Below are 25,427 nucleotides of genomic sequence, written 5' to 3' on the forward strand. Positions count from 1 at the left end.
AACTCGATGCTTCCCGATGTGGGGCGCAAAATGCCGGTGAGCATTTTTAAGATCGTGGATTTGCCAGCCCCATTCGGTCCCAGCAGACCATAAACCGAGTTGCGCCGGATGTTCAGTGACACATTGTTTACCGCCATTTGCCCCTTGAAATTTTTGCAGAGGTCAGTCGTTTTCAAAATCATATCCATATAATCAAGTCCTTTCTTTGATTCTACGGATAGCATACCGGGCAATTTTGAAGATTTCATAAAGATTCCCGAAAACAGAATATGAACAATATACCGTAACCGTGGAGCATATCGCAACAAAGCACCAACCTACGCATTTAGGGCCTTAAAAAGCCCTATATTTCAAGGTTTTTCCCGCATAGTCGGCGGGGTATGTGAGTGTTTTATCCTATCCCCGCCAATACTGGGTTCTAAATGCGTAGGAACAGGCAAAAAGAAAAGACGCCGGACGCAAGCGGCCACATGGCCGCCGCGCCCGGCGTCTGCTGTTATTTATTCGTTCTCGTCTGTGAAATAGAATTTCTGGCTGTCATAGTCAGAATCCGTCATACGTTTCAGCTTGGAAAGGGTCTGCTGGGCCAGCGTCCACATATCCCCGTCCATACCCGGCATGGCTGCGGTGATCTTGCCTATCGTCCTGCGTCGGTCTGCGTTGTGGTACACACAGATCAAATTTTCTTCTTCCACGGTAAAGTGCATCATTCCTCATACCTCCAATTCATTTTTCTTGGTTCTGGCCGCCGCCTTTTTCGGGCTGGTGGCCTGTTTGCTGTCGGCAAGCTGCTTGCGGATAGATGGCCGGGGCTTGCGAATACTCACATCACGGCGCTCATCTTTGTTAATCATGGCATATACCCCGTGTCGGTTTTTTATGCTGGTAAAGCACAGGGACTTATAGGGCAGCATGGCAAAGAGCCGGTCATTGTCCTTGGTGGAAGCCAGTGCGTCAAAGTGCGGTGAGATCTCCACCATAAAATGTGTCTTGTTGGGGCTGTTGGGCGCGGACAGATTTTTCAGCTTATCCACGATGCGCCGGGCCTCGGTTTCAATCCGGCTGTCATGCAAAGCCGTAACGTGGGCTTTGAAGTCGCCGGGGCTGGGCCTCATACCGCAGGAAATTTCCCAACACCCGGTCAGGGCTTCCGTCAAAATACTGGCCATCCGGGATGTCACGGGTTCCATGCTCATAAAAGAGCCGGTTCACGCTCACCGGCTGGGAGGCTTCAACGACGTGCCGGAAATGCTGCTGATAGTCCAGCTCATAGAGATTACCCCGGATGGTGCCGCCCTGTGTGCCGGTCAACTCCACCGCATGGATGCAGTAGATGCACTTACAAAGGAAAAAACGATTATTATGATTGCCCACAGATTAAAAACAGTCAGACATGCAGACCAGATTGTGGTTGTTGAAAAAGGAAGAATTGCACAGCATGGAACATATGAGCAATTAATGAAACAGGAAGGTATTTATAAGAGATTTGTGGATGCAAGGCAGCAGGCGGTAAGTTGGAAACTGGTGCACTGAGAAATAATCCACAGTTGGTGAATATCCAAATTGAATTGTCTGAAAGAGATTTAATTTAAGTTTCGCTAAGTTTCACTTATATAGGCAGAGTGAGGGATATTCAATAAAGTAATATGAAAAAAGCACTGAAAACCGTTGGATTGATATGCTCCCCATATGGTAGACAATGGAAATATCCAAAAATCTATCATATGAGGAGCATATTTTTATGTCTAGGAAACAGTATAGTAAGGAGTTGAAACTTGAGCTCGTAAAGAAACACCTTCCAACAAAAGAACATAAAGGGCTAAATGTAGAAATTAGTTTTTCATTTTACAGTTGCAAAAAAATAACACAAAAATTAGCACTCACCTCTTGACAGTGCTAATAAATGGTGTTATAGTTCTCCTAGAACAAGAAAAAAGCACAGCATTTCCGGTATGCGAATATTGGAAATGCTTTTCATAGAATAGGAGGAAAGCCTATGAATATCAGTAAATTTACACAGAAATCCGTACAGGCTGTCCAGGATCTTGAAAAGATTGCTTATGAATATGGCAATCAGGAGATCGAAGAGGAACACCTTCTGTATGCCTTGCTGACACAGGAGGACAGCCTGATCCTCAAGCTGATCGAGAAGATGGAAATCCAGAAGGAATATTTTATTGACACAGTAAAGAAAGCATTGGATGCCAAAGTTAAGGTTTCCGGTGGACAGCTTCACTTTGGTCAGTATCTGAACAAGGCACTGGTCAGTGCAGAGGACGAAGCGAAGGCTATGGGAGATGAGTATGTATCGGTTGAGCATCTGTTTCTTTCCATGCTGAAGAATCCAAGCCCGAGCATGAAGAAGCTATTCAATGAATTCGGAATCACCAGAGAGCGTTTTCTTCAGGCATTATCTACAGTCAGGGGAAACCAGAGAGTTGTCAGTGACAACCCGGAGGCAACCTATGATACTTTGAATAAATACGGTGAGGATCTTGTGGAGAAGGCGAAGAACCAGAAACTTGATCCGGTGATCGGACGTGATATGGAGATCCGGAATATTATTCGTATCCTTTCCCGTAAGACCAAGAACAACCCGGTTCTCATCGGTGAGCCTGGCGTTGGTAAAACAGCAGCCATCGAGGGACTGGCACAGCGTATTGTGGCAGGAGATGTACCGGAAGGTCTTAAGAATAAGAAGATTTTTGCCCTGGATATGGGTGCGCTGGTTGCAGGTGCCAAGTATCGTGGTGAGTTTGAGGAACGTCTGAAAGCGGTACTTGAGGAAGTGAAGAAGAGCGAAGGACAGATCATTCTGTTTATCGATGAGCTTCATCTGATCGTGGGTGCAGGTAAGACAGACGGCGCCATGGATGCAGGAAACATGCTGAAGCCTATGCTTGCCAGAGGTGAGTTGCACTGTATCGGTGCAACAACTCTGGATGAGTACCGACAGTACATTGAGAAGGATGCTGCACTTGCCCGTCGTTTCCAGCCGGTTATGGTAAATGAGCCGACAGTGGAAGATACCATTTCCATTCTCCGTGGCCTGAAGGAACGATATGAGGTATTCCACGGTGTTAAGATCACAGACAGTGCATTGGTTGCAGCTGCCACACTTTCACACAGATACATTACAGACCGTTTTCTCCCGGATAAGGCCATCGACCTTGTTGATGAAGCCTGTGCGCTGATCAAGACGGAGCTGGATTCCATGCCGACAGAGCTGGATGAGCAGAGACGTAAGATCATGCAGCTGGAGATTGAAGAGTCTGCCCTGAAAAAAGAAACTGACAACTTAAGTAAAGAGCGTCTGGCTGATCTGCAGAAAGAACTTGCAGAGCTGAGAGATACTTTTAATACCCAGAAAGCTCAGTGGGATAATGAGAAGCATTCCGTAGAGAAGCTTCAGAAATTACGTGAGCAGATCGAGGATATCAATAAACAGATCCAGAAAGCAAAACAGAATTACGATCTGGAGAAAGCAGCAGAGTTGCAGTATGGCGAGCTGCCGAAGCTTCAGCAGCAGCTGGAGATTGAGGAGAAGCAGGTTAAGGAGAGTGACAGAAGCCTGGTACATGAGGCTGTCACAGATGATGAGATTGCACGTATCATTTCCAGATGGACCGGTATTCCGGTAACCAAGCTGACAGAAGGTGAGAGAACCAAGCTGCTGGGCCTTGAGGATGAGCTGCACAAACGTGTAGTAGGACAGGATGAGGGTGTTCGTCTTGTAACAGATGCGATCCTTCGTTCCAAAGCCGGAATCAAGGATCCCACAAAGCCAATCGGTTCATTCCTGTTCCTCGGACCAACCGGTGTTGGTAAAACAGAGCTTGCCAAGACTCTGGCTGCCACACTGTTTGACGATGAGCAGAATATGGTCCGTATCGATATGAGTGAGTACATGGAGAAATATTCCGTGTCCCGTCTGATCGGAGCGCCTCCAGGATATGTCGGATATGAGGAAGGCGGACAGCTGACAGAGGCCGTTCGAAGAAAACCGTACAGTGTTGTTCTTTTTGATGAGATCGAGAAGGCTCACCCGGATGTATTCAATGTACTTCTGCAGGTACTGGACGATGGACGTATCACGGATTCACAGGGACGTACGGTTGATTTTAAGAATACGATCCTGATCATGACTTCCAACATTGGTTCTCCGTACCTTCTTGACGGTATCGACGAGAAGGGAGATATCAAACCGGACGCACAGGAACAGGTTATGAATGATCTTCGTGGTCACTTCCGTCCGGAGTTCCTGAACCGTCTGGATGAGATTATCATGTTCAAGCCGCTGACCAAGGATAATGTAGGTAAGATCGTAGATCTTATGGTCAAAGAGCTCAGCGACCGTCTGGCTGACCAAGAGCTTTCTCTGGAGCTTACAGATGCTGCCAAACAGATGGTAGTGGATAACGGTTATGATCCGGTTTACGGTGCACGTCCTCTGAAGCGTTATCTCCAGAATTATGTGGAGACACTGACAGCCAAGAAGATCCTTTCCGGTGATGTACATGCCGGAGATACCATTGTGCTGGATGTGAAGGACGGAGCGTTTACCGTCAGCACGAAGTAAAAAATAACTCCATAAAGTTATGATAGATTGACAAGGAAAAGAACTGTCGGTTTTGATAGAAATCCATTTCAGGATGAAAATCGGAACCAGGCAGTTCTTTTTTGGGGACAAGGAATGGAATATTTTTATCAGATACTGAAGAAATAAAAAATCCTGAAAAATTTTTTACTGGCTCTTGACAAAAAATAAAATTGGTAAGATAGTAAATCTGATATTTCAGATCAGACAGCTATCCAGCAGCATCTGGGATATTGGATAAATATCAGATAAAAGGATGGAAACAGATTATGATACCAAAGGACCCGGTAATGCTTTTAAGTTACGTAAATACACAGCTGCGGGATTTTTACAGATCCCTGGATGCCTTCTGTGAGGACAGAGGACTTAACCGGAAAGAACTGGAGGATAAGCTTGACATGATCGATTATGCTTATGATCCGACTGTGAATCAGTTTGTATAAGAAAATCAGGAACAGAAAGAAGTACCCGTTTCGAATAAAAAAACGAAGCGGGTATTTTTTTTTGCGAAAAAAATAGGAAAAACAGCAGAAAATAAATTAGCTTGACAAATTAATTAATAGATTTCAGGTGGAAATTAAAGAAGCTGTAAATCTTAAAAAAGTGTAAAATTCACAAAAACCAGTTGCATTTTTTGTGCAGATGTATATTATATATAGTTAGCCGACTAATTAAAAAAGAAGATCACTGCTTCGTATATCATTAACAAAGAGCAGGTGTCTGATCGGATGAGAGAGGAGTGACAGCGTGTTTTGTAAGGAGGAAGATGAGAAAGAAAGGCAGAGCAGCTTTTTATCTCTGTTTATGAAGGTAGACCGTTATTTTATGACGAAATGCTTTGGTCAGATGCAGGAGCTTGGGATTTATCCGGGACAGATACCGGTTCTGGGGCTTGTGTCCGGAAGGGATGGCCTGAGTCAGCGGGAAATTGCAAAGATCCTGCATATCAAGCCGCCTACGGTAAATGTATCGATACAGAGACTGGAGAAAGCAGGCTTTCTTTATAAGAAACCGGATGAAAAGGACCAGCGTGTGACCAGGATCTACATGACAGAAAAGGGAAAGGAAATCAAGGCAAAAGCACTGGAACGGATCCATAAAAATGAGGCTGTGATGATGGAAGGCTTCAGTGAGGCGGAACAGTGCCTGCTTCGGAGATTTCTGGAGCAGATCCTTGTAAATATCGAAAAGATCCAGCCGGAGGAAGCCATAGAAAAGCTTCATCCGGATGAAATGACAGAAAGGAAGGAACAGAAACGTGATTAAACTGATGAAATATCTGAAACGATCTGCAGGTTACATCGTACTCATCATTGCGCTTCTTTTTCTTCAGGCATACTGTGATCTGTCTCTGCCGAATTACACATCAAATATCATTAATGTGGGAATTCAGCAGAACGGTATTGAAGACAGTGTTCCTGAGAAGATCAGAAAGACGTCTATGGACAGTCTGAAGCTGTTTATGGAAGAGGATGATGCGAAAACTGTGGATGGATTTTATGAGGAAGAGGGAGATGATCTGGTATTAAAGGATAAAATCTCCAAAGAAGACAGAGAAGAACTCAACGATATCTTCGGCAAACCGATGGTGATCGTTTCTACTCTGACGTCCGACAGTGAGGAATCAAAGGCAGCTCTTGCAAAAATGGGAATCCCGGAAGGGACGGATCCACTGGCGGCTCTTTCTCAGATGCCGGCAGAGGCTTTGGCTGCTATGAAGGACCAGGTCGGAGAAAAGATCGACAAGATGCAGGAATCCATCATCACACAGGCAGGTGTTTCCTATGTTCGTGCAGAATATGAAGCTATGGGTGAAGATGTGGATGCCATACAGATGGATTACATGAAAGCAACAGGTATCCGCATGGTGCTGATGGCACTGGTCACCATGATGGCTGCAGTATGTGTGGTATTTCTTTCATCCAGAGTTGCTGCATCTATGGGACATGATCTCCGTGGGCTGGTTTATAACAAAGTCATAGGTTTTTCCAGCAGAGAGTACCATAAGTTTTCAACAGCATCCCTGATTACACGATGCACGAACGATATCCAGCAGATCCAGCAGGTAATGGCTATGATGTTCCGTATCGTGCTTTACGCGCCGATCCTTGGAATCGGTGGTGTGATCCGCGTGCTTCAGAGAGATTCCTCCATGACATGGATCCTTGGGGTGGCCATTGTACTGATCATGGCATTTATGGCAATGCTGTTCAGGATCGCAATGCCGAAATTTACAGCCCTGCAGACCATGGTAGATAAGCTGAACCTGGTAACAAGAGAAATCCTTACCGGTATTCCGGTTATCCGTGCATTCAGCCGGGAGAAACACGAGGAGGAGCGTTTTGAGGATGCAAATATCACTCTGACGAAGACAAACCTCTTTGTAAACCGTTGTATGACATTTATGATGCCGGTGATGATGCTGATCATGAACGCAGTTTCCGTACTGACCATCTACAGCGGTTCTTATGCAGTAGACAGCGGAAGCATGCAGGTTGGTGATGTTATGGCGTTTATCCAGTATGCAATGCAGATCATCATGTCATTTTTGATGATCACAGCAATGTCTATCATGCTGCCGAGAGCAAATGTATCTGCACGCCGTATCAACGAGGTGCTTGAGACAGAAGTCAGTGTCCAGGATCCGGAGGATCCGGTACAGCCTTCCCAGGATGTGAAGGGGACTGTAGAATTTGATCATGTAAGCTTCGCATATCCGGAGGCAGGAGAGAATGTTATCACAGACATTTCCTTCAAGGCAGAAAAAGGTGAGACAGTAGCGATCATCGGAAGTACAGGAAGCGGTAAGAGTACACTGATCAATCTGATCCCGCGTTTCTATGATGCAACAGAAGGATCTGTGAAAGTGGATGGCGTGGATGTCCGGAAAATGACACAGAAGGATGTCCGTGACAGGATCGGTTATGTTCCGCAGAAGGGTGTACTTTTCTCAGGAACCATTGATTCCAATATCCGTTACGGAAAGACAGAGATTTCGGAAGATGCAGTGAAAAAAGCAGCAGAGGTTGCACAGGCTACGGAGTTTATCGACACCAAGCCGGAGCGATATAAGACTCCGATCGCACAGGGAGGAAGCAATGTTTCCGGTGGACAGAAGCAGAGGCTTTCCATTGCCAGAGCTATCGCAAAAGATCCGGAGATCTTTATCTTTGATGACAGCTTTTCCGCACTGGATTTCAAAACAGACAGCACACTTCGAAAAGCGCTGAAAGAACATACAAAAGAAGCAACAACCATTATCGTGGCACAGCGTATCAGTACGATCTTAAATGCAGATAAGATCCTTGTACTGGACGATGGACATATGGCAGGGATCGGAAGCCATAAGGAGCTGATGAAGTCCTGCGAGGTATATCGCCAGATTGCCATGAGTCAGTTATCAGAGGAGGAATTGGCATGAGTCAGCAGAGAAGAAGAGGTCCGATGGGCGGACACGGAATGCAGCCAACAGAGAAGGCCAAGGACTTCAAAGACTCCATGAAAAAGCTCTTTGGCTATATGGGCAGATATAAATTTCGTTTTATCCTGATGTTTATCTTTGCAGTGGCAGGTACAGCGTTTAATATTGCAGGCCCGAAGATACTTGGAAAAGCTACCACAGAGCTGTTCAATGGTCTGGTTGCTAAGGTAAACGGTACAGGCGGTATTGATTTCGGTAAGATCGGAATGATCCTTCTGTGGACTTTGGGACTGTATGTGGCAAGTGCATGCTTTTCCCTGATCCAGGGATTTGTCATGACGGGGATCTCCAATGATGTTACATACAATCTCCGAAAGGATATTTCAAAGAAGATCAACCGTCTGCCAATGAATTATTTCGAGAGCAGAACAAACGGTGAGATCCTTTCCAGGGTGACAAATGATGTGGATACCCTGCAGATGAGCATCAACCAGAGCATGACACAGCTGATCACATCCGTAACAACACTGATCGGTGTATTTATCATGATGCTTTCCATCAACGTGTGGATGACACTGGCAGCAGTGCTGATCCTGCCGGTTTCCATGCTTATCATTAATAAAGTAATGAAACACTCCCAGAAATATTTCCAGGCACAGCAGGAGTATCTGGGAAAAGTAAATGGTCAGGTTGAGGAAAATTTCGGCGGCCATGATGTGGTAAGAGTATTCAACAAAGAGCAGGATGCGCTGAAGGAATTTGAGCATGACAACCAGAAGCTTTATGAGTCTGCATGGAAGTCACAGTTCTTTTCCGGAATGATGATGCCGATCATGCAGTTTGTGGGAAATCTGGGATATGTGATGGTGGCACTTCTCGGAGGGATTTTTGCCATCAAAGGAACTATCGAGGTTGGAGATATCCAGTCCTTCTTCCAGTATATCCGTAACTTTACACAGCCGATCCAGCAGATCGCCCAGGTTACAAACCTTCTGCAGTCCTCGGCGGCAGCTTCTGAGCGGGTATTTGAATTTCTTGAGGAGCCGGAGGAAGAACTTCAGCCGGAGAACCCGGATTCCATTGAGGGACTGGAAGGAAATGTACAGTTTGAGCATGTGAGATTCGGTTATAATCCGGATAAGATCATTGTAAATGATTTTTCCGCAGATGTGCATGACGGTCAGAAGATCGCCATTGTAGGACCTACAGGTGCAGGAAAAACGACGATCGTAAAGCTGCTGATGCGTTTTTATGATGTAAATGGCGGAAGCATCAAGGTTGACGGACATGATATCCGGAACTTCAACCGCAGCAATCTCCGTGAGATGTTCGGAATGGTGTTGCAGGACACTTGGCTGTTTTCCGGAACCATTATGGAAAATATCCGCTACGGAAGACTGGACGCAACGGATGAAGAGGTGATCGCAGCAGCAAAAGCGGCCCATATCCACAACTTTATCATGCAGCAGCCCGGCGGCTATCAGATGGTCCTGGATGAGGAGACCAGTAATGTTTCTCAGGGGCAGAAGCAGTTGCTTACCATTGCAAGAGCAATTCTGGCAGACAATAAGATCCTGATTCTGGATGAGGCCACATCTTCCGTTGATACAAGAACAGAAATGCAGATCCAGAAGGCTATGGATAACCTGATGAAGGGCAGAACCAGCTTTGTTATCGCCCACAGACTTTCTACCATTAAGGATGCAGATCTGATCCTGGTGATGAAGGACGGAGATATCATTGAGCAGGGAGATCATGAAGAGCTGCTGGCACGGAAGGGCTTCTATGCGGATCTGTATAACAGTCAGTTTGAACAAAAACAGGCATAATCCTGTTTTTGTTCATGAGGAAGTAGCGAAGCGGATTCCGAATGTCTGCTTTGCTGAAAGAGGCACAGGCATAAGATAACCTGAGTATTGGGCAGGATTACAGCACCGGAAATGTACTTCCATCCGAAAAACGGATCGGCCACGTTTCCGGTGCTTTTTTTTGCGGATTTTTTTCAGGTTAATGTGGTGAATAAATATTGTATAATTCATATAAAAATGATGGGAATAATAATATAAATTATATGAAAATAGCACAAAATCGTAAGAAAGTACAGTCTGTTCGGAAGAATAAAGAGGAATTCCATGCTTCATACAGTATAATAGGATATATCGAGTGTGTGGAAAAACTACAAACTGGAAAATGCGGAATGTTAAAGAGAAGAGAGGTATTTTTATTATGAAACAGAAAGCAATGGATATGAAACTTGTAGTAAAACCGTTGGTTGGATGTCTGACACATACACATTTCTGGGAGGGACCATGTCGTGCCGGACATAAAGAGGATATGACTGTTGAAGCTGAGACAAAAGCAGCTGATGAGGCATTCAAAAATTCAGTTAAGGGATTACAAGGGGTTATTGATGAGGTAGAATTCACGGAGCCTGTGGATGTCCGCTATAATGAGTCTTTTGTTGTAGATAAAGACCTTTTTGCAAAAATCGGAGAGGATGTTGATGAGATCGATTGCTTCCTCTGCATGGGATGGAGAATTCCTAAGCTTGAGCGTTTCGGAAAGCCGGTCGTTATCTGGCAGAACGGAAACGAAGGAATTGATTTTGCAGCATACTGCCGTTCCATCGGAGTAGAGGCATATGTATGTATGGATCTTCAGGATGTGAATGAGATCATGCATATTCTCTGGGTAAGAAAAGCAGTTCGCAATACAAGGGCGCTTGTACTGACAGCAGGATCTCAGCCTACATTCGGAATTCAGAGTCTGATCCGCGATCCGGAGATCCTTCGTCAGCGTTACGGAGTTGAAGTGGTGAAGCTTCCATTTACATCCATTTTCAAATATATGGATGAGATCACAGATGAGGAAGCAAAGCCGATTGCAGATAAGATCATTGCTGGATCTACTGATACACAGGTAAACACAGACTGGTTTATCAATGACGTGAAATATTATCTGGCTGCCAAAAAGATGATGGATATTTATGACTGCAACGCTTTCTCAACCGCATGTCATGAGCTCTGTACAACAGAAATCCCGCAGAACCGTAAATTCACACCATGTATGTGTCATTCCATCATGAAAGACGAGGGAATTCCAAGCGGATGTGAGGAAGACCTTAACGCATTGATGGCCATGCTGATCATGCAGTATGCCGGAAAACGTCCGGCATTCATGGGTAACCCGAACCACGAGACAGACGAGCTTCTCCGCATCCACCATGCAGTACCGGCTCTTCAGATGAACGGTTATGGAACAAAACCGCTGGCATACAAACTCTGGGCATTCACAGGCCAGGGATTCGGTGGAAAACTGCAGGTTGACTTCACAGAGAACGATGATGATTATATCACACTTGGACGTTTCAATCCGGCAGGCGATACCATGTGCATCAAGAAAGGCAAGGTTATCCGTTCTGAATATGCAGATACATACTGCAGTCCGTTCTACTACATCCAGATGGACGATGCAAGAGAATTCATGCACAATCTTGCAGGATTCGGACATCATCAGGTGCTGATCTTCGGTGATTACACAAAGATGATCAAGAAGATTGCAAAAATTATGAACTTCAATATTCTGGAAGGATGATTGGATGATATATCTGAACAACGGGGCAACTTCCTGGCCGAAGCCCCCTGCTGTTTTGGAAGCTGTGCAGGCGTGCCTTAGCGGCACGCCTGCTTCGCAGTTCCGGGGCGGCAGCTCGATCATGAAAAAAGATGTGGAAGTACTTTGCCGGGAAAAACTGGGACAGCTCCTTGGAATCAGGGAAACAGAGAGAATATTTTTTACATCAGGGGCAACAGAAAGCATGAATACAGTCCTTGGGGGGCTGGACTACGGTGAAAAAGGCAGTAGCATCCTGATAACGCAGACAGAGCATAACAGTGTGCTACGTCCGGTATATAATCTGGAACAGCTGAGAGAACATCCGGTGCTGGCAGTGAAGTGTACGATAAACGGGACAGTGACGGAAGAAGCCCTGGAAACAGCAGTACGACCGGACAGCCGTGTGCTGATCGTGAACCACTGTTCCAACGTGACAGGCTGTGTGCAGGATATGGAGATGATCCGGGAATTTGTAAAGAGACATGGACTGATCCTGATCGTGGATGTGTCGCAGAGTGCTGGCTGTATCCCTGTTGATGCAGATAAATGGGAAGCAGATGCGCTTATTTTTACAGGCCACAAAAGTCTGATGGGAATTCAGGGAACCGGCGGATTTTATGTCAGGAGCGGAATTGAGCTGAAGCCTCTGAAATATGGGGGAACCGGAAGAAACAGCGCACAGCTTACCTACGAGAACAAAGATTATGAGTATGAGGTAGGAACTCAGAACATGCCGGGAATCACAGGACTTCTGGCTGGGGCGGAGTTTATTGAGCAGACAGGACTTGCGGCAATTATGGAAAAAGAAGCTCGTCTGATGGAAATGCTTTATTGTGGTCTGGAACAGATAGAGGGTGTAAGGAGCTACGGAAACCATGACGTATGCAGAGGACCTGTGATGAGCCTGAATTTTCAGGGACTGAAAGCTTCGGATGCCGCGTATATTCTGGAAAGCGGATATGGGATCATTGTCCGTTCAGGGCTTCACTGTTCGCCATTGATCCATAAGGCAATGGGAACAGAAGAGGGCGGAACTGTGAGAGTAAGTGTTTCGTGGTTTACGGAGGAGAAGGATATAAAGGAATTTTTAGGAGCTGCGAAGGAAATAGCAGCATCTGTGGCACGGAATATTTAGCAGGCAAGTTACAGAGCAAATTTATACGGATGTATTACGAAGAACGATCACAGGAATCAGTCATATAGGGCAGACAGCAGATCCACGGGAAATCTGCCTGTAAAGGAAAGGGGAATACACGATTATGAAAATAATAGGAAAACAGCCTTCCAGGGAAAAATGTGCAGAATCCGGCTGGTTTGCCTGGGATTATCTTCTGGATGAACCGGTAGAGCGGGAATTCATTCTGAAGCTGAGACCATTGGGTGGATTCACATATCTTGATATGCTGAAACAGCCGTTTTTTAAGATTGACAGCGATTACTATATGATAAAAGGAATTCAGGGTAATGATTATTTCCGCATTGCTGTCCATGGGAAGCACGAAGATCAGCTGGAAGAGTTAGAACGAACTATCACAGATTGCATGGAAAAATAATATCTGCTATAATATTGTGAGCGTAAGAAGACACTGGAAAGGCTGCCGGTCCTGCCGGAAACAGCTGATGCGATGACAGTGTCTGCGTTTACAGGAGGCAGAATTTGCGATTAGAGAGAGACAACATACCCCTTGACAAAGAATTTCCTTTTCAGATTTCAGAGGTGGAACTGACACCGGAGAACAGTCGGCCTGGAAGTTATCACTGGCACAGCTATTTCGAGATCACCTGTGTGTTGGGGGGCAAGGGAAATTATTTTGTAAACGGGCAGGAATATACAATGGAAGAAGATGACATCATCATCTTCAATAATGTGGAGCCTCATGGATGGAAGCTGATCGGTGGAGACATGAAGCTTCTTGTGATGATCTTTTCACCGGAATTCGTGGCCGAAAAGCTGAGTATTTTTGATACGGAATATCTGAAGCCTTTTGTTGAGAGAGGAAGTAATTTTAAGAACCGTATCGGCAGGGAAGAAGAGGTAAGCGGAGAGATCCGTTCCAGTATCTGGGAGATCTATCACGAATGGCAGCAGAAAAAAGAAGGCTATCCGCTGATGATCAAGGCGAATGTACTTCGCATCCTTACCATGCTGATCCGGGCTTATCAGGATGAGAGCAAGTCAGGGGAAATGCTCCGTGAGAAGAAAAATGCAATGAAGCGTCTTGAGCAGGCTTTTAATTACATAGATGATCATTACTGTGAGAAGATCACTCTGGAAGAAGTTGCTTCTTCCGTATATATGAGTTCCAACTATTTTTCTTCTTATTTCCGTAAGGTGACAAATATCAGTTTCAGCGATTATGTCACAAGGATGAGGATCAACCATGCGCGTGAGCTTCTTCGGGAAACAGATAAAAATGTTACGGAAATCGCCATGGAATGCGGATTTAATAATATTTCCAATTTTTACAGACTTTACAAAAAACACGTGGGGAAACCGCCGAAAGATGAGAAGCAGAAGAAACAGTAAAAATAGTTAAAATTCATGAGCGGATAAGTCATAGACGGAAATCAGGCTTCGATGTTAGGATAAAAGTAAGAAATTTTGTCCTGATATCGGAGCTTTTTTATTAGAAAGGCTCCGATATCAGAAACGGAATATTAATGTCTGATTTACCGGACAGATAAGGAGAAGGGAAATTATGGTTAAAACAGATAGCTATGTACAGTTTGAAGCAGGAAAGCTGACATACCGGGTGGTTCCGGTGACAGAGGAGATCATCCGCATGATCGTTTCCGGAAAAGAGATCAAAGAGGCACAGGACTCCCTGATCATTGAGAAAAAAGAATATCCTGAGGTTGATTTTTCAGCAGAGGAAAATGCAGGAAGTATCATTGTGAAAACTGTGAAAGTTTGTGCAGAGATCAACACTGCATCCGGTGATATCATCTGGAAGCATGCAGACGGAAGCAAGTGGCTTTCCCAGAAGAAACCGGAACTGACTGAAACAGATGTGATCCACTATAATACAGGCGATGAGGAGCCGATCATCAACCGTGTAAAGACAGTTGACGGTGAGAGGAATTTTATCCAGAATCTGAAAGCTGAGAAAGTAAGAACAGCATATCGTGGAAAACTGTTCTTCACATGGAAAGAGGATGAGGAAATCCATGGGCTTGGCCAGGCAGAGGAAGGTATTTACAATTACAGAGGTCACTGCCAGTACTTATATCAGCATAACATGCGTATCCCGATGCCTGTTCTGGTTTCCACAGAAGGATATGGAATTCTTGTTGACTGCTGTTCACTTATGACTTTTAATGATGATCTGAAAGATTCCTATCTGTTTCTGGATACTGTAGATCAGATCGATTATTATTTTATGGGCGGTCATACTATGGATGAGATCATCCATGATTACCGTTATCTTACAGGCAAGGCGCAGATGCTGCCGAAATGGGCTTATGGCTATGTACAGTCCAAAGAGCAGTATTACACGGCAAAAGAGCTTCTTGAGATTGTTCGCCACTACCGTGAGATTGGGGTTCCGCTTGACTGTGTGGTACAGGACTGGAATACCTGGAATCCTGGAAACTGGGGCGAGAAGATCCTGGATCAGAAGCGTTACGGAGATATGAAAGAATGTGCGGAGGAAATCCACAAACTGAATGCCCATACCATGGTTTCCGTATGGCCGAATATGAATGCAGGCGGCAAGAACCATACAGAGTTTTTTAAGACTGGTCATCTTCTTTATGATTATGCGACTTATGATGCTTTTAATGAAGAAGCGAGAGAAATGTACTGGAAACAGGCACAGGAAGGACTTTTTGACCAGGGCTTTGATTCCTGGTGGTGCGATTCCACAGAACCGTTTTCCGGTCCTGACTGGAGTGGTGCAGCAAAGAGAGAGCCATGGGAAAGATATGAGCTTGTCGGCGGTGAGCACAAGAAATATCTGGATCCTGCTGTTGCCAATGCTTTTGCACTGATGCATGCAAAGGGAATTTATGAGAATCAGAGAAAAACTACAGAAGAGAAACGAGTTCTTAACCTGACACGTTCCGGCTATGCTTCCGGCCAGAAATATTCTGCAATGCTGTGGTCAGGCGATACCTGTGCATCCTGGGATAATCTTAAGACACAGATCGTGGAAGGCCTGAATATGGGACTGAGTGGATATCCATACTGGACACTGGATATCGGCGCTTTCTTTACAGTTGCTGATAAGTGGCAGAACCGTGGATGCGGCTGCAACACAGATCCGGAGCCGAAATGGTTCTGGCAGGGCAAATATAACGAAGGTGTGAAGGATAAAGGATACTGTGAGCTGTATACAAGATGGCTGGAGATGGGAACCTTCCTTCCGATGTTCCGTTCCCATGGAACTGATACACCAAGAGAAATCTGGAACTTTGGTGAAAAAGGAACCATGTTCTATGATGCCATCGAGAAGTTTATCAAGCTCCGTTATCATCTGATGCCGTATATTTATTCCCTTGCAGGTGATGTACATTTTAATGATTATACGATTATGAGAAGCCTTCTCTTTGACTTCCCGGAGGATAAAGAAGCACGCAAGGTTGAGAATGAGTTTATGTTCGGACCGTCCCTTCTGATCTGTGCTGTTACAGAGCCGATGTATTACGGACCGGAGAGTACTGAGCTCCATAGAGAGAAAACATGGAAATGCTATCTCCCGGCAGGTACGAAATGGTACGATTACTGGACAAACAAGGAGTATGAAGGCGGCCAGTACGTAACCGTAGATGCTCCGATCGACCGGATGCCGATCTTTGTAAAAGCAGGAAGTATCCTTCCTGTTACAGAGGGACTTGTATATGCTTCCCAGAAACCTGAGGAGTCGGTGAAACTTATGGTATATCCAGGTGAAGACTGCAAGTTCACTATTTATGAGGATGAGGGAAATAACTACAATTTTGAAAACGGTGCTTATGCAACAACAGAGCTTACCTGGGATGATAAAACAGGAACTCTGACTGTTGGCGGGCGTCAGGGAAGTTATCCGGGAATGGAAGAAGTTTCCTATGTGACTGAAGTTGTAAAATAAATAAGCGATAATAAGGAAAGACTGTCTGAAAAGGTGCCTGGCATCTCTTTGGGCAGCCTTTTTTTACTCTATACATCGTGACGGCTTTCGGGTATAATTCTGTAATAAGGCATTTTTATGCCTGAGAAAAAACAACAGAAACGGGAGGATTTTACCATGATCATAACAACAACGCCATCTGTAGAGGGAAGAGCAATCCGTGAATATAAAGGAATCGCATTCGGAGAAGTGATCACAGGAGTAAATTTCATGAAAGATCTTGGAGCAGGTCTTCGGAATTTCTTTGGCGGCAGAAGCGCTGGTTATGAGGAAGAACTTCAGAAAGCCAGAGGAGAAGCCCTGGCAGAGCTGGAGCAGCGTGCAGGTGCAATGGGAGCTAATGCAGTGATCGGTGTGGATATTGACTACGAAGTGCTTGGTGCAGATAATGGAATGCTGATGGTAACAGCAAGTGGAACTGCTGTAGTGGTGGATTAAGGCTTATGGCAGCGGTAAAAAACGGACGTGAATACCTTTCACATGTGACAGAGACATTGAAGCACAGGATCGCACAGCTGGATGAATCCATAGAGGTCGGGCAGAAAGAAATCGAAGGTATGCATGAGTACTACTGGGAAAACTATACAGAGATGGACCAGTACGGATATGAGAATTTTGATAACCAGCAGGCACTTCTCCATGAGATCAATGCCAGCAATGAGAAGATCGAACTGCGTCGGAGATTCAGGAAGATGATGGATTCACCGTTTTTCGGAAGGGTGGATTTCTGCTATGAAGGAGAAGATGAGCCGGAGATATTTTATATCGGAATTGCGAACCTGGCTGAGGAGAACGGCGGACTTCCGTTGATCTATGACTGGAGAGCACCTGTGTCCGGACTGTTCTATGATTTTGACAAGGGACCGGCTTCCTACCAGGCTCCGCTTGGCGAGATCCACGGGGATATTGCTGCCAAGTGGCAGTACAAGATCCGCGGTGGAAAAATGATCTATGAGTTTGAGAGTGATGTGAAGATCGACGATGAGATCCTGAAGGCAGAGCTTGGAAGCAACGGTGATGTACAGCTGAAGAATATTATCCGCACGATCCAGAAGGAGCAGAATGCGATCATCCGAAACACTTCGGATCGTATCATGGTGATCCAGGGAGCAGCAGGAAGCGGAAAGACTTCCATTGCCCTGCACAGGATCGCTTATCTCCTGTATCATGACAGGAAAAATCTGAAATCTTCTTCTGTGCTGGTGCTTTCACCGAATGGGGTGTTCTCGGACTATATTTCCCATATCCTGCCGGAGCTTGGCGAGGAGAATATCCGGGAGATGAGCTTTGACCTTTTTGCATACAAGAGACTGAAAAATGTTGTTTCTGACTGTGAAGACAGATATGATCTGATCGAGCGTCAGATTGCAGGATTATGCGATGAAAAGCTTCTGAAAGAGAAACTGTCACGGGATTTTCTGGATCGTATGGAAGGATATCTGGTGGAGCTTGAGGACAGCCTTATGAACTTCCGTGATGTGGAACACAGAGGCGTGGTCAAAAAAGAGCAGGAGATCATAGAGCTTTTTTACTTTAAATTCATGGATATCCCGCTGCTTTCCAGAATGGATGCAGTAGCAGAATATTTCATTGATGAGGTGGAGACTCTTAAGGGATTCGATCTTCCGGATGAGGAAAGGGAGGCTGTGAAGAGCCGTTTCTACAGGATGTATGAGACAAGAGATCTCTATGTGCTGTACAACCGTTTCCTGAGACAGGAAGGTTTTCCTTCTCTTCCACAGGTTCAGTATGAAAAAAGAAAGCTGCGCTATGAGGATGTGTATCCGGTTTTGTATCTGAAATATCGGCTGGAAACTCAGCAGGAGGATTCCGGTGTGCGCCATCTGATCGTGGATGAGATGCAGGATTATTCCATGATCCAGTATCTGATCATTCAGAGACTCTTTAAATGCAGGATGACTATTCTTGGGGACAGAGAACAGACTATGGACGGCGAGCAACAGGATGTGCTGACATTTCTGCCTAAGATCTTTGGAAAAGATATACGCAGGATCGTGATGAACAAGAGCTACCGTAATACTGTTGAGATTGCGTCTTATGCCAATAAACTGGCGGGAATTACGGAAGTGGAGCTTTTTGAACGTCATGGAAAACCTGTTGTGGAAAAAGAATTTCCGGGGCTTGAGGAGGCACTGGAGAGCGTAGTGAGAGAGCTGCGGCTTGCGAAGCAGGCAGTCATAGCTGAGAATGCAGATGAAGGTGTTGAAGATATTATTTCATATGAAACAGCAGCAGTGATCGCAAGAACTGCAGATGAAGCAAGGGAAACTTACTACATTCTGAAGGAGAAGCTGGAAGCAGAAGGCTTTGATACCAAGGAGCGTTTGTCCCTTCTTCACAGAGACAGCACAAACTTCCAAAAAGGCCTGACTGTCACAACATTCTACATGGCAAAGGGGCTGGAGTTTGATCAAGTATTTTCTGTATTTCCTGGGGAAGACCGAAGTCCGATCGTGGAGCGGGCGAGATATATTGCGGCGACGAGAGCTCTTCATGAATTGTATATGTATGAAGTTGTGAAATAAAATATAAAAAGTCATTTCAGAAGCCGGATGCTTTGGGAACAGAGCATAACCGGACGTCGTGAAATGACTTTTTTGTTTATATATACCTGGAAAATTTATTAACTGATCTGCTGGCGCTCTCCCTCATCTTTATATTCCAGAGGGCTTTTCCCTGTATGTTTCTTAAAGATCCTGCTGAAATATCCCTGGTCGTGATAGCCGCACATTTCACCGATCTGTTTTACAGAAAGGGAAGGCTCATGGATCAGCAGCTTCTGTGCATGGCTCATCCGGAGATTGATCAGATATTTGGTAGGGGTGCAGTCATAGACCTGACAGAAGATTTTGGTCAGGTAGCTGGGACTGTAGTTCATGGTTCCTGCAATCAGGTTCAGGTTGATATCCTCTGCATAATTCTGTACCATGAAGTTCTTGAGAAGCTCTGCAATCTGTCCCGGTGACATGCAGGAAGCACCTGGGGCGAATACGGTTTCGTAGTCATCACGTTTGATCTGAAGTTCCTGTTTGATCTTAAGGAGAACATTTTGGAGTTCGTCCGGATCTACAGGCTTCAGAAGGTAATCAGAAACCTTCAGCGTGATGGCTTTTTTTGCGTATTCAAAATCAGAAAATCCGCTGGTGATCACAAATTTCGTAAAGGGAAACTGATCACGGATCCTGGTGAGCAGGGTGATTCCGTCCATGACGGGCATCTTGATATCCGTAAATACCACATCCGGGCTCATCTGTTCCACCAGCGAGAGGGCCTGTGCACCTGTCTGTGCTGTGCCGATCACCTGAAAATCAGGATCTGCTTTTTCAATCTTATGTACCAGATTATTCAGAAGAAGTTCTTCATCTTCTGCCACAATAACAGTATAGTTCATAGTATTAGTCCTCCGCATCTGTCTGAAAATACCGTCCAATAGAAACAATTCCGTGGCCGTCCGCTGTATTTCCATACCTGAAAATGATGTCATCTTTGCAGAAGAGTTTCCAGCGGAGAAATACATTGACAGTGCCAAGACCGTTGATCTTCAAAGCAGGCATGCCGGGATTTCGAATGGCATTCATGATATCTGAATTTATTTTTTTCTTGGCTTTTTCAGTGAATCCCGGTCCGGTGTCTGTAACATCGATCTGCCAGCTGTTTTGGTTTATTGTACTGCTGATTGTGATAGTCCATGGCGGTTCGCAGTCAGAACCATATTTGATAGCGTTTTCCACAATAGGCTGGATGATCAGCTTCGGAACCGGCTGATCCAGAAGAGATTCATCCACATCAATGGAATAATTCAGACTGGACTGGTAGCGGACCTTCATGCAGTAGAGATATTTCTGGACATAATCAAGCTCTTCGCGGAGTGTTACAGTTGTTTCAGCAGTATTGGTAATATAACGCATGATCCTGGAAAGATTGCGGCACATTTTTTCCACGGTATCCGTATCTCCGTTTTCTGCAAGCACCATAATGCTGGAAAGAGAGTTGTAATAAAAATGAGGATTAATCTGACTCTGCAAAGCCATGCTGCGTGCTTTCATTTCTTGCTCCTTGGCTTCGTTAAGCTGAGTCATGGAATCTTTTAGGTTATCGCTCATCAGCTGGAATGCCTGATACAGTTCTTCCAGTTCATTGACGGAAACCGGATAGGAAGTGACTTTTTCCTGGCCGAGAGTGTCCAGTTCCATACGTTGGATAATGTGCTTCAGGTGTTTCACCGGTTTTACTACAGAGCGGGAAAGCCTGTAGGAAACGATTACTGCTGCGGCAAGAAAAGCAGCAACAACAGCCAGAAGGATCTTCAGCATTTTGTATACAGGGGCAAGGATCACAGATTCCGGCTGGATAGTCAGATAAGTGTAGCCTGTATATGCGGAATTCAGTCTGGAGACGTATTCTTTCTGATCTGTGACGGGACTCTGTACGGTAAGGGTATCCTGGTCAGAATCAGTAAGTTTGTAATATTTTGAAATATCATTGGCATCGTCGGCTGTGATATCATAAGGATAGATAAGATCGCCGGAATCATTGAAAACATAGACACTGGCAGCGTTTCCGTGATTTTTTTTCTCATAGGAAATGATGCTCTTAAAGATGGATTTACATTGTTTGGCGGTTTCAATCACGCCGACACCACGGCCGTACTGGTTGGTGAAGGAGCGGTACAGGGAGATGAACCACTGGGGATAACGGGCAGATTTGGAATAGACGTAAGTGCTGTAAGGAGCTGTCAGGACTTTTTTTCCGTTGGCTTCACGGGCTTTCTGGATCCATTCATTATGAGAGTCGTCGCTTTTTTTGACCATGGTGGAAAGGCCGGCCTGGAGCACATATCCGGAGAAATCATAAAGATTTACCTGATCAGCTTTCAATTCGGTGCCGCTTAAGGAGATAAAAAGATCGGACATGGCAGAAAGCATTTCATCGGAAATATTAAGGTCAAATTTCTGGTCGAGAACGGATTTCGACATGTTGCTGTAATTGATGTTTACAGATACAGTGTCAAGATTCTGGATTGCAGAGTCTACCTGGGACTGAAATGTGGAATTTAAGGTGCTCATGGCACTGATCTGGCTTTTCTTCAGCTGCCCGGATGCAAAAACATAAAAGAATATGGCAAAAGAAAAAAGGATCAGGCAGGCCATGCCAAGATAGGCGATAAAAAGTTTGGACTGCAGACTGCGTGTTTTCATATTGGTAAGCCCCCTGTGTGTGAAATGGTCGTGCAAAACATTGGCTAAAAGTATAGCACATTTGTAAAAAAAGTACAAACCGTAAAAATGTAATTCTGAAATAGTGCTTGAAAATGTCAATAGAAACTTGTGTATAGTTACGGAAAATATGAAAAAAGTATAATGAACTGTGAAAAAAGTACAAATACAGGGCAGGAATATCCATGGCTTTTAAAATGATCAGATGATAAACTAATATCATCAAGAGAGAACGAAAAATCAGTTCAAAAAAAGGAGGAAACATTAATGAAAAGAAAGAGATTTCTGGCAGTAGCCTGTGCAGCAGCAATGATCGCTTCCATGACGACAGGACTTGCAGTGAACGTATCTGCAGCGGATGAGAAGAGCGATTTCGCAGGCGAGGAGCTCAGCATCCTGGTTTCAGCAGGATGGATGGACAATCGTTACGATGAGACAATTAAACGTTTTGAGGATACCTACGATGTTACCGTAGACCTTCAGACGATTCCGGCTGATCAGTATTCAGATCTTCTTCAGTCCAAACTTGCTACAGATTCCTGTGCAGATATCTTCTGGATCCAGTCCAACCCGTTTGCAATTGAATCTACCATCGTTGATCCTGAGAAATACTGCATCGACTTTACAGGAGCTTCCTGGGAGAATGTTATGCCGGAGACAAGAAAAGAGTCCTGCGTATACAATGACAAACTGTACGGACTTCAGATCTGGAACGCATCTCCGGAGTATGTAATGGTTTACAACAAGACACTGTTCGAAGAGAACGGCTGGGAAGTACCGACAACATATGATGAGCTGAAAGAACTCTGCGGTAAGATCCAGGATGCAGGAATCACACCTTGGTTCATGCCTGGTGCAGATGGATGGCAGCATCAGCTGGCATTTTTCCAGATCGGCGGCGTTTATGAAGAAGCAACACCTGGTCTATATGACGAATTAAATGAAAACAAAGCAACATTTGCAGATAACGAGAAGATGCTTGAAGTTCTGAATGAGTTCAAAGAACTCTCTGATGCAGGATACTTCGGAGAAGACTGGATCGGAACAGACAGTACAAACATGTCCAACGAATTTGGTGACAGAAACTGTGCAATGGCACTTGCAAATTCCAGTTTCATCAAACAGATCCAGGAAGACACAGGCACATCTGATGAGTTTGGAATGTTCCTTGAGCCACTTGGCGACAATACCTGGTATCCAAGCAGCAACTCCGGCCCGACAATGTTTGGTTACAAGGGAACAGAGCATGAGGATCTTGTAAAAGAGTTTTTCAACTTCGTTACAACAACAGAGAGCCTTCAGGAAATTCTTGACAACTCTCCGGCATACACAAACCTTGACGTTAACGATGACAAGCTTGAGCAGCACTGGCTGCCGGAGGAGCAGGAGTTCCTTAAAACAGTTCCGGATGACAAGAAGGCTGTTGTAACACTTCAGACAGGTACAAAATATACAAACGATTACTGGACACAGTTTGGTCAGGATATGGTTGCATTCTGCCAGGGCGAGATGGAAGCAAACGATGTTCTTAAGAACATGGATACCAACCGTGCTGAGGCAGCAAAAACTGTAGGCGACGAGAACTGGAAATAAATAACAGAACTTAAAACTAGTTGACCCGAAGGCAGAGCCGGTATTTGCCGGCTCTGTTTTAACTTAAAACAGGAGGTGCTTTCTGTGAATAAGAAGAGAATCTATCCACAGTGGTTTCTGATACTGCCGTTGGCATTATATATCATTTTTTTCCTGCTTCCCAGTGTAATGGGTGTTGGTTACTCCTTTACAGACTGGAACTCCAGAAGTGTTCTTAATGGTACTCATTTTGTGGGACTGCAGAATTTTGCTGAGATTTTTACATCAGATAAGTCTTATCTGAGCGGTATTGGCAATACATTGAAGTTTACTATCATTTCCAACATCGTTAAGCTGATCCCGGCTCTTCTGATCGCGATTATGCTTCAGGAGGGACTTAAAGGCAAAGGGCTTTACAGAACATTGCTCTACCTGCCGTCTATTCTGCCTTTTGTAATCATTGGTCTTGTATTTAAATCCATCCTGAATTATAATAACGGACTTTTAAACACACTTCTTGATGCATTCCATCTTGGAATTTTCAAACAGAAATGGCTGTCTGATCTGGCTATTGTATGGAAATCCATCTATGGTGTAGATGCATGGCGAGGTATTGGTTATGTTATGACTATCTTTCTTGCAGGTCTGAATACGATTCCGAAATCTTATTATGAGGCTGCGCAGATCGATGGTGCAAACTTCTGGCAGAGACTTCGGTATGTAACACTTCCGATGCTGAGTGGTGCTATCATGATCAACCTTGTATTTGGTATTACATATGGTCTGAAAGTATTCGATATTGTTTATGTACTTACAAACGGTGGCCCTGGACATGCAACAGAGGTTCTTACAACTTATGCATTCCAGCTCTATTCCAGAGGCCAGTATGGAATGTCTTCTGCATTGAATACTGTTCTTCTTGTAATTACAGCGATCATAGGTGTATTTATTGTTAAGACATTGAGTAAACAGGAGGTACAGCAGTAATGGCAAAAAAAAGAATTCAGAATTTATTAAAACATGTTGTATGTATCCTGCTTTGCTTATGTGTAGTGCTTCCATTTTATATGGTATTGATCAACTCTTTTAAGACAAAAGCAGAGGCAGCCAGAATGAGTCTGGCACTTCCTACAGAGTGGGTATTTTCCAACTACTCTGAGGTTATTGAAAAAGGAAGCCTGATCCAGGGATTCCTGAACAGTTTTGCATATGCGCTGATCGCTACAACACTTGGTGTTGTACTTTGCTCCATGGCTGCATTTGTTATGTGCCGTAAGAGAACAAAATTGAATGTATTCCTGTATTACTTTGTACTTTGCGGACTGTTCTTCCCGGTCAACTATGTAACATTGGTACGTGTACTCAGTACACTGCACCTGAACGATACAAGAGTTGGCATTATCATGGTATTTACCAGTGCAATGATTCCGTTCTGTGTATTTACCATCCGTAACTTCGTAATCTCTGTCCCGGTTGAGCTGGACGAGGCTGCTGTTATCGACGGCGCAGGCCCGTTAAGCCTGTTCTTCAAGATCATCATGCCGCTTCTGAAACCAACTATGGTAACATGTTTTATCCTTCAGTTCATGACAGTATGGAGTGATTTCCTCACACCTTTGTATCTGTCAAGCAAGAGCCGTCTCTTCCCGATGACAATGGCTGTATATCAGTTCTTCGGAAAGAACAAGAGTTACTGGAACTATATTTTTGCTGATATCGTACTTACCTGTATCCCGGTTATTATTGTTTACATGATCGGCCAGAAATACATCGTAGGTGGTATGACATCCGGTGCGGTAAAAGAATAAAGAAAAATATTATAAGAATTATAAAAAAGCACTGCGAGATGAAAAGTTGGATTCATCTTACAGTGCTTT

Annotated in this window: 19 protein-coding genes and 2 pseudogenes; 16 read left to right on the forward strand and 5 right to left on the reverse strand. The window is 44.6% G+C overall.

Annotated features, from left to right (window positions below):
- The 3 genes and pseudogenes from AB5026_RS09845 to AB5026_RS09855 form a co-directional block, all read right to left on the reverse strand.
- Window positions 1-188 (reverse strand): ATP-binding cassette domain-containing protein (locus AB5026_RS09845; protein ID WP_368213255.1); only part of this gene is annotated, 188 nt, incomplete at its 3' end.
- A gap of 312 nt (window positions 189-500) precedes the next feature.
- Window positions 501-707 (reverse strand): transposon-transfer assisting family protein, encoded by a 207-nt coding sequence (locus AB5026_RS09850; protein ID WP_215638335.1) that lies wholly within the window; start codon window positions 705-707, stop codon window positions 501-503.
- A gap of 6 nt (window positions 708-713) precedes the next feature.
- Window positions 714-1,323: pseudogene (locus AB5026_RS09855) on the reverse strand (hypothetical protein); the annotation flags it as partial.
- Here AB5026_RS09855 and AB5026_RS09860 point away from each other — a divergent pair.
- From AB5026_RS09860 to AB5026_RS09920, 13 genes and pseudogenes are all read left to right on the forward strand, one after another.
- Window positions 1,321-1,533: pseudogene (locus AB5026_RS09860) on the forward strand (ABC transporter ATP-binding protein); the annotation flags it as partial. The pseudogenes AB5026_RS09855 and AB5026_RS09860 sit on opposite strands and share 3 nt — an antisense overlap.
- A gap of 463 nt (window positions 1,534-1,996) precedes the next feature.
- Entirely contained in the window at window positions 1,997-4,579 is a 2,583-nt protein-coding gene (clpB, locus tag AB5026_RS09865; RefSeq protein WP_173739304.1) for an ATP-dependent chaperone ClpB, read from the forward strand.
- 287 nt (window positions 4,580-4,866) lie between these two features.
- On the forward strand, window positions 4,867-5,040 hold the full coding sequence (locus tag AB5026_RS09870) for a DUF4250 domain-containing protein (RefSeq protein WP_368213237.1): 174 nt from the start codon (window positions 4,867-4,869) through the stop codon (window positions 5,038-5,040).
- A 304-nt stretch (window positions 5,041-5,344) separates the two neighbouring features.
- Window positions 5,345-5,863, forward strand: a complete 519-nt coding sequence (locus tag AB5026_RS09875; protein ID WP_021651325.1) for a MarR family winged helix-turn-helix transcriptional regulator — start codon at window positions 5,345-5,347, stop codon at window positions 5,861-5,863.
- Window positions 5,856-8,018 (forward strand): ABC transporter ATP-binding protein, encoded by a 2,163-nt coding sequence (locus AB5026_RS09880; RefSeq protein WP_110103242.1) that lies wholly within the window; start codon window positions 5,856-5,858, stop codon window positions 8,016-8,018. Before AB5026_RS09875 ends, AB5026_RS09880 begins: the two co-directional genes overlap by 8 nt.
- Window positions 8,015-9,847, forward strand: coding sequence for an ABC transporter ATP-binding protein (locus AB5026_RS09885; protein ID WP_368213240.1), 1,833 nt, complete (start codon window positions 8,015-8,017; stop codon window positions 9,845-9,847). The genes AB5026_RS09880 and AB5026_RS09885 overlap by 4 nt, the downstream gene beginning before the upstream one ends.
- 397 nt (window positions 9,848-10,244) lie before the next feature.
- A complete protein-coding gene (locus tag AB5026_RS09890) occupies window positions 10,245-11,612 on the forward strand; it encodes a hypothetical protein (protein ID WP_092068733.1) in 1,368 nt (455 codons plus the stop codon).
- 4 nt (window positions 11,613-11,616) lie between these two features.
- A complete protein-coding gene (locus tag AB5026_RS09895) occupies window positions 11,617-12,768 on the forward strand; it encodes an aminotransferase class V-fold PLP-dependent enzyme (RefSeq protein WP_368213242.1) in 1,152 nt (383 codons plus the stop codon).
- Between the two features lie 124 nt (window positions 12,769-12,892).
- Window positions 12,893-13,186: a hypothetical protein gene (locus AB5026_RS09900; protein WP_110103239.1), complete on the forward strand. Its 294-nt coding sequence runs from the start codon at window positions 12,893-12,895 to the stop codon at window positions 13,184-13,186.
- 104 nt (window positions 13,187-13,290) lie between these two features.
- Entirely contained in the window at window positions 13,291-14,160 is an 870-nt protein-coding gene (locus tag AB5026_RS09905; RefSeq protein WP_092068404.1) for an AraC family transcriptional regulator, read from the forward strand.
- Window positions 14,161-14,332: 172 nt separating this feature from the next.
- Complete coding sequence (locus tag AB5026_RS09910; RefSeq protein ID WP_368213244.1) at window positions 14,333-16,702, forward strand: TIM-barrel domain-containing protein; 2,370 nt, start codon at window positions 14,333-14,335, stop codon at window positions 16,700-16,702.
- Between the two features lie 156 nt (window positions 16,703-16,858).
- Window positions 16,859-17,179 carry a putative heavy metal-binding protein gene (locus tag AB5026_RS09915; protein ID WP_015527228.1) on the forward strand — a complete coding sequence of 107 codons (321 nt, stop codon included), beginning with the start codon at window positions 16,859-16,861 and terminating at the stop codon, window positions 17,177-17,179.
- Between the two features lie 5 nt (window positions 17,180-17,184).
- Complete coding sequence (locus AB5026_RS09920; RefSeq protein WP_368213245.1) at window positions 17,185-19,287, forward strand: UvrD-helicase domain-containing protein; 2,103 nt, start codon at window positions 17,185-17,187, stop codon at window positions 19,285-19,287.
- 98 nt (window positions 19,288-19,385) lie between these two features.
- Here the strand turns inward: AB5026_RS09920 and AB5026_RS09925 are convergent, their stop codons facing one another.
- Together AB5026_RS09925 and AB5026_RS09930 are read right to left on the reverse strand one after the other, a co-directional pair.
- Window positions 19,386-20,153, reverse strand: coding sequence for a response regulator (locus AB5026_RS09925; protein WP_092068395.1), 768 nt, complete (start codon window positions 20,151-20,153; stop codon window positions 19,386-19,388).
- A gap of 4 nt (window positions 20,154-20,157) precedes the next feature.
- On the reverse strand, window positions 20,158-21,960 hold the full coding sequence (locus AB5026_RS09930; protein ID WP_368213246.1) for a sensor histidine kinase: 1,803 nt from the start codon (window positions 21,958-21,960) through the stop codon (window positions 20,158-20,160).
- 285 nt (window positions 21,961-22,245) lie between these two features.
- Between AB5026_RS09930 and AB5026_RS09935 the strand changes: the two genes are divergently transcribed.
- The 3 genes from AB5026_RS09935 (at window position 22,246) to AB5026_RS09945 (ending at window position 25,358) form a co-directional block, all read left to right on the forward strand.
- Complete coding sequence (locus tag AB5026_RS09935) at window positions 22,246-23,571, forward strand: ABC transporter substrate-binding protein (protein WP_015527223.1); 1,326 nt, start codon at window positions 22,246-22,248, stop codon at window positions 23,569-23,571.
- Window positions 23,572-23,655: 84 nt separating this feature from the next.
- Entirely contained in the window at window positions 23,656-24,537 is an 882-nt protein-coding gene (locus AB5026_RS09940) for a carbohydrate ABC transporter permease (RefSeq protein WP_226843038.1), read from the forward strand.
- Entirely contained in the window at window positions 24,537-25,358 is an 822-nt protein-coding gene (locus AB5026_RS09945) for a carbohydrate ABC transporter permease (protein WP_092068387.1), read from the forward strand. The genes AB5026_RS09940 and AB5026_RS09945 overlap by 1 nt, the downstream gene beginning before the upstream one ends.
- The last annotated feature ends 69 nt before the right edge of the window (window positions 25,359-25,427 follow it).

Source organism: Blautia sp. RTP21359st1_E11_RTP21359_211015 (assembly GCF_040910705.1).
Classification (GTDB): domain Bacteria; phylum Bacillota; class Clostridia; order Lachnospirales; family Lachnospiraceae; genus Blautia_A; species Blautia_A fusiformis.

Excerpts from the sequence above, each read along its gene's own strand:
- AB5026_RS09935 (WP_015527223.1), top strand. The coding sequence starts at position 22,246 with ATGAAAAGAAAGAGATTTCTGGCAGTAGCCTGTGCAGCAGCAATGATC.
- AB5026_RS09920 (WP_368213245.1), top strand. The coding sequence starts at position 17,185 with ATGGCAGCGGTAAAAAACGGACGTGAATACCTTTCACATGTGACAGAG.
- AB5026_RS09915 (WP_015527228.1), top strand. The coding sequence starts at position 16,859 with ATGATCATAACAACAACGCCATCTGTAGAGGGAAGAGCAATCCGTGAA.
- AB5026_RS09890 (WP_092068733.1), top strand. The coding sequence starts at position 10,245 with ATGAAACAGAAAGCAATGGATATGAAACTTGTAGTAAAACCGTTGGTT.
- AB5026_RS09895 (WP_368213242.1), top strand. The coding sequence starts at position 11,617 with ATGATATATCTGAACAACGGGGCAACTTCCTGGCCGAAGCCCCCTGCT.
- AB5026_RS09885 (WP_368213240.1), top strand. The coding sequence starts at position 8,015 with ATGAGTCAGCAGAGAAGAAGAGGTCCGATGGGCGGACACGGAATGCAG.
- AB5026_RS09900 (WP_110103239.1), top strand. The coding sequence starts at position 12,893 with ATGAAAATAATAGGAAAACAGCCTTCCAGGGAAAAATGTGCAGAATCC.
- AB5026_RS09925 (WP_092068395.1), bottom strand. The coding sequence starts at position 20,153 with ATGAACTATACTGTTATTGTGGCAGAAGATGAAGAACTTCTTCTGAAT.
- AB5026_RS09910 (WP_368213244.1), top strand. The coding sequence starts at position 14,333 with ATGGTTAAAACAGATAGCTATGTACAGTTTGAAGCAGGAAAGCTGACA.
- AB5026_RS09850 (WP_215638335.1), bottom strand. The coding sequence starts at position 707 with ATGCACTTTACCGTGGAAGAAGAAAATTTGATCTGTGTGTACCACAAC.
- AB5026_RS09945 (WP_092068387.1), top strand. The coding sequence starts at position 24,537 with ATGGCAAAAAAAAGAATTCAGAATTTATTAAAACATGTTGTATGTATC.
- AB5026_RS09870 (WP_368213237.1), top strand. The coding sequence starts at position 4,867 with ATGATACCAAAGGACCCGGTAATGCTTTTAAGTTACGTAAATACACAG.
- clpB (WP_173739304.1), top strand. The coding sequence starts at position 1,997 with ATGAATATCAGTAAATTTACACAGAAATCCGTACAGGCTGTCCAGGAT.
- AB5026_RS09930 (WP_368213246.1), bottom strand. The coding sequence starts at position 21,960 with ATGAAAACACGCAGTCTGCAGTCCAAACTTTTTATCGCCTATCTTGGC.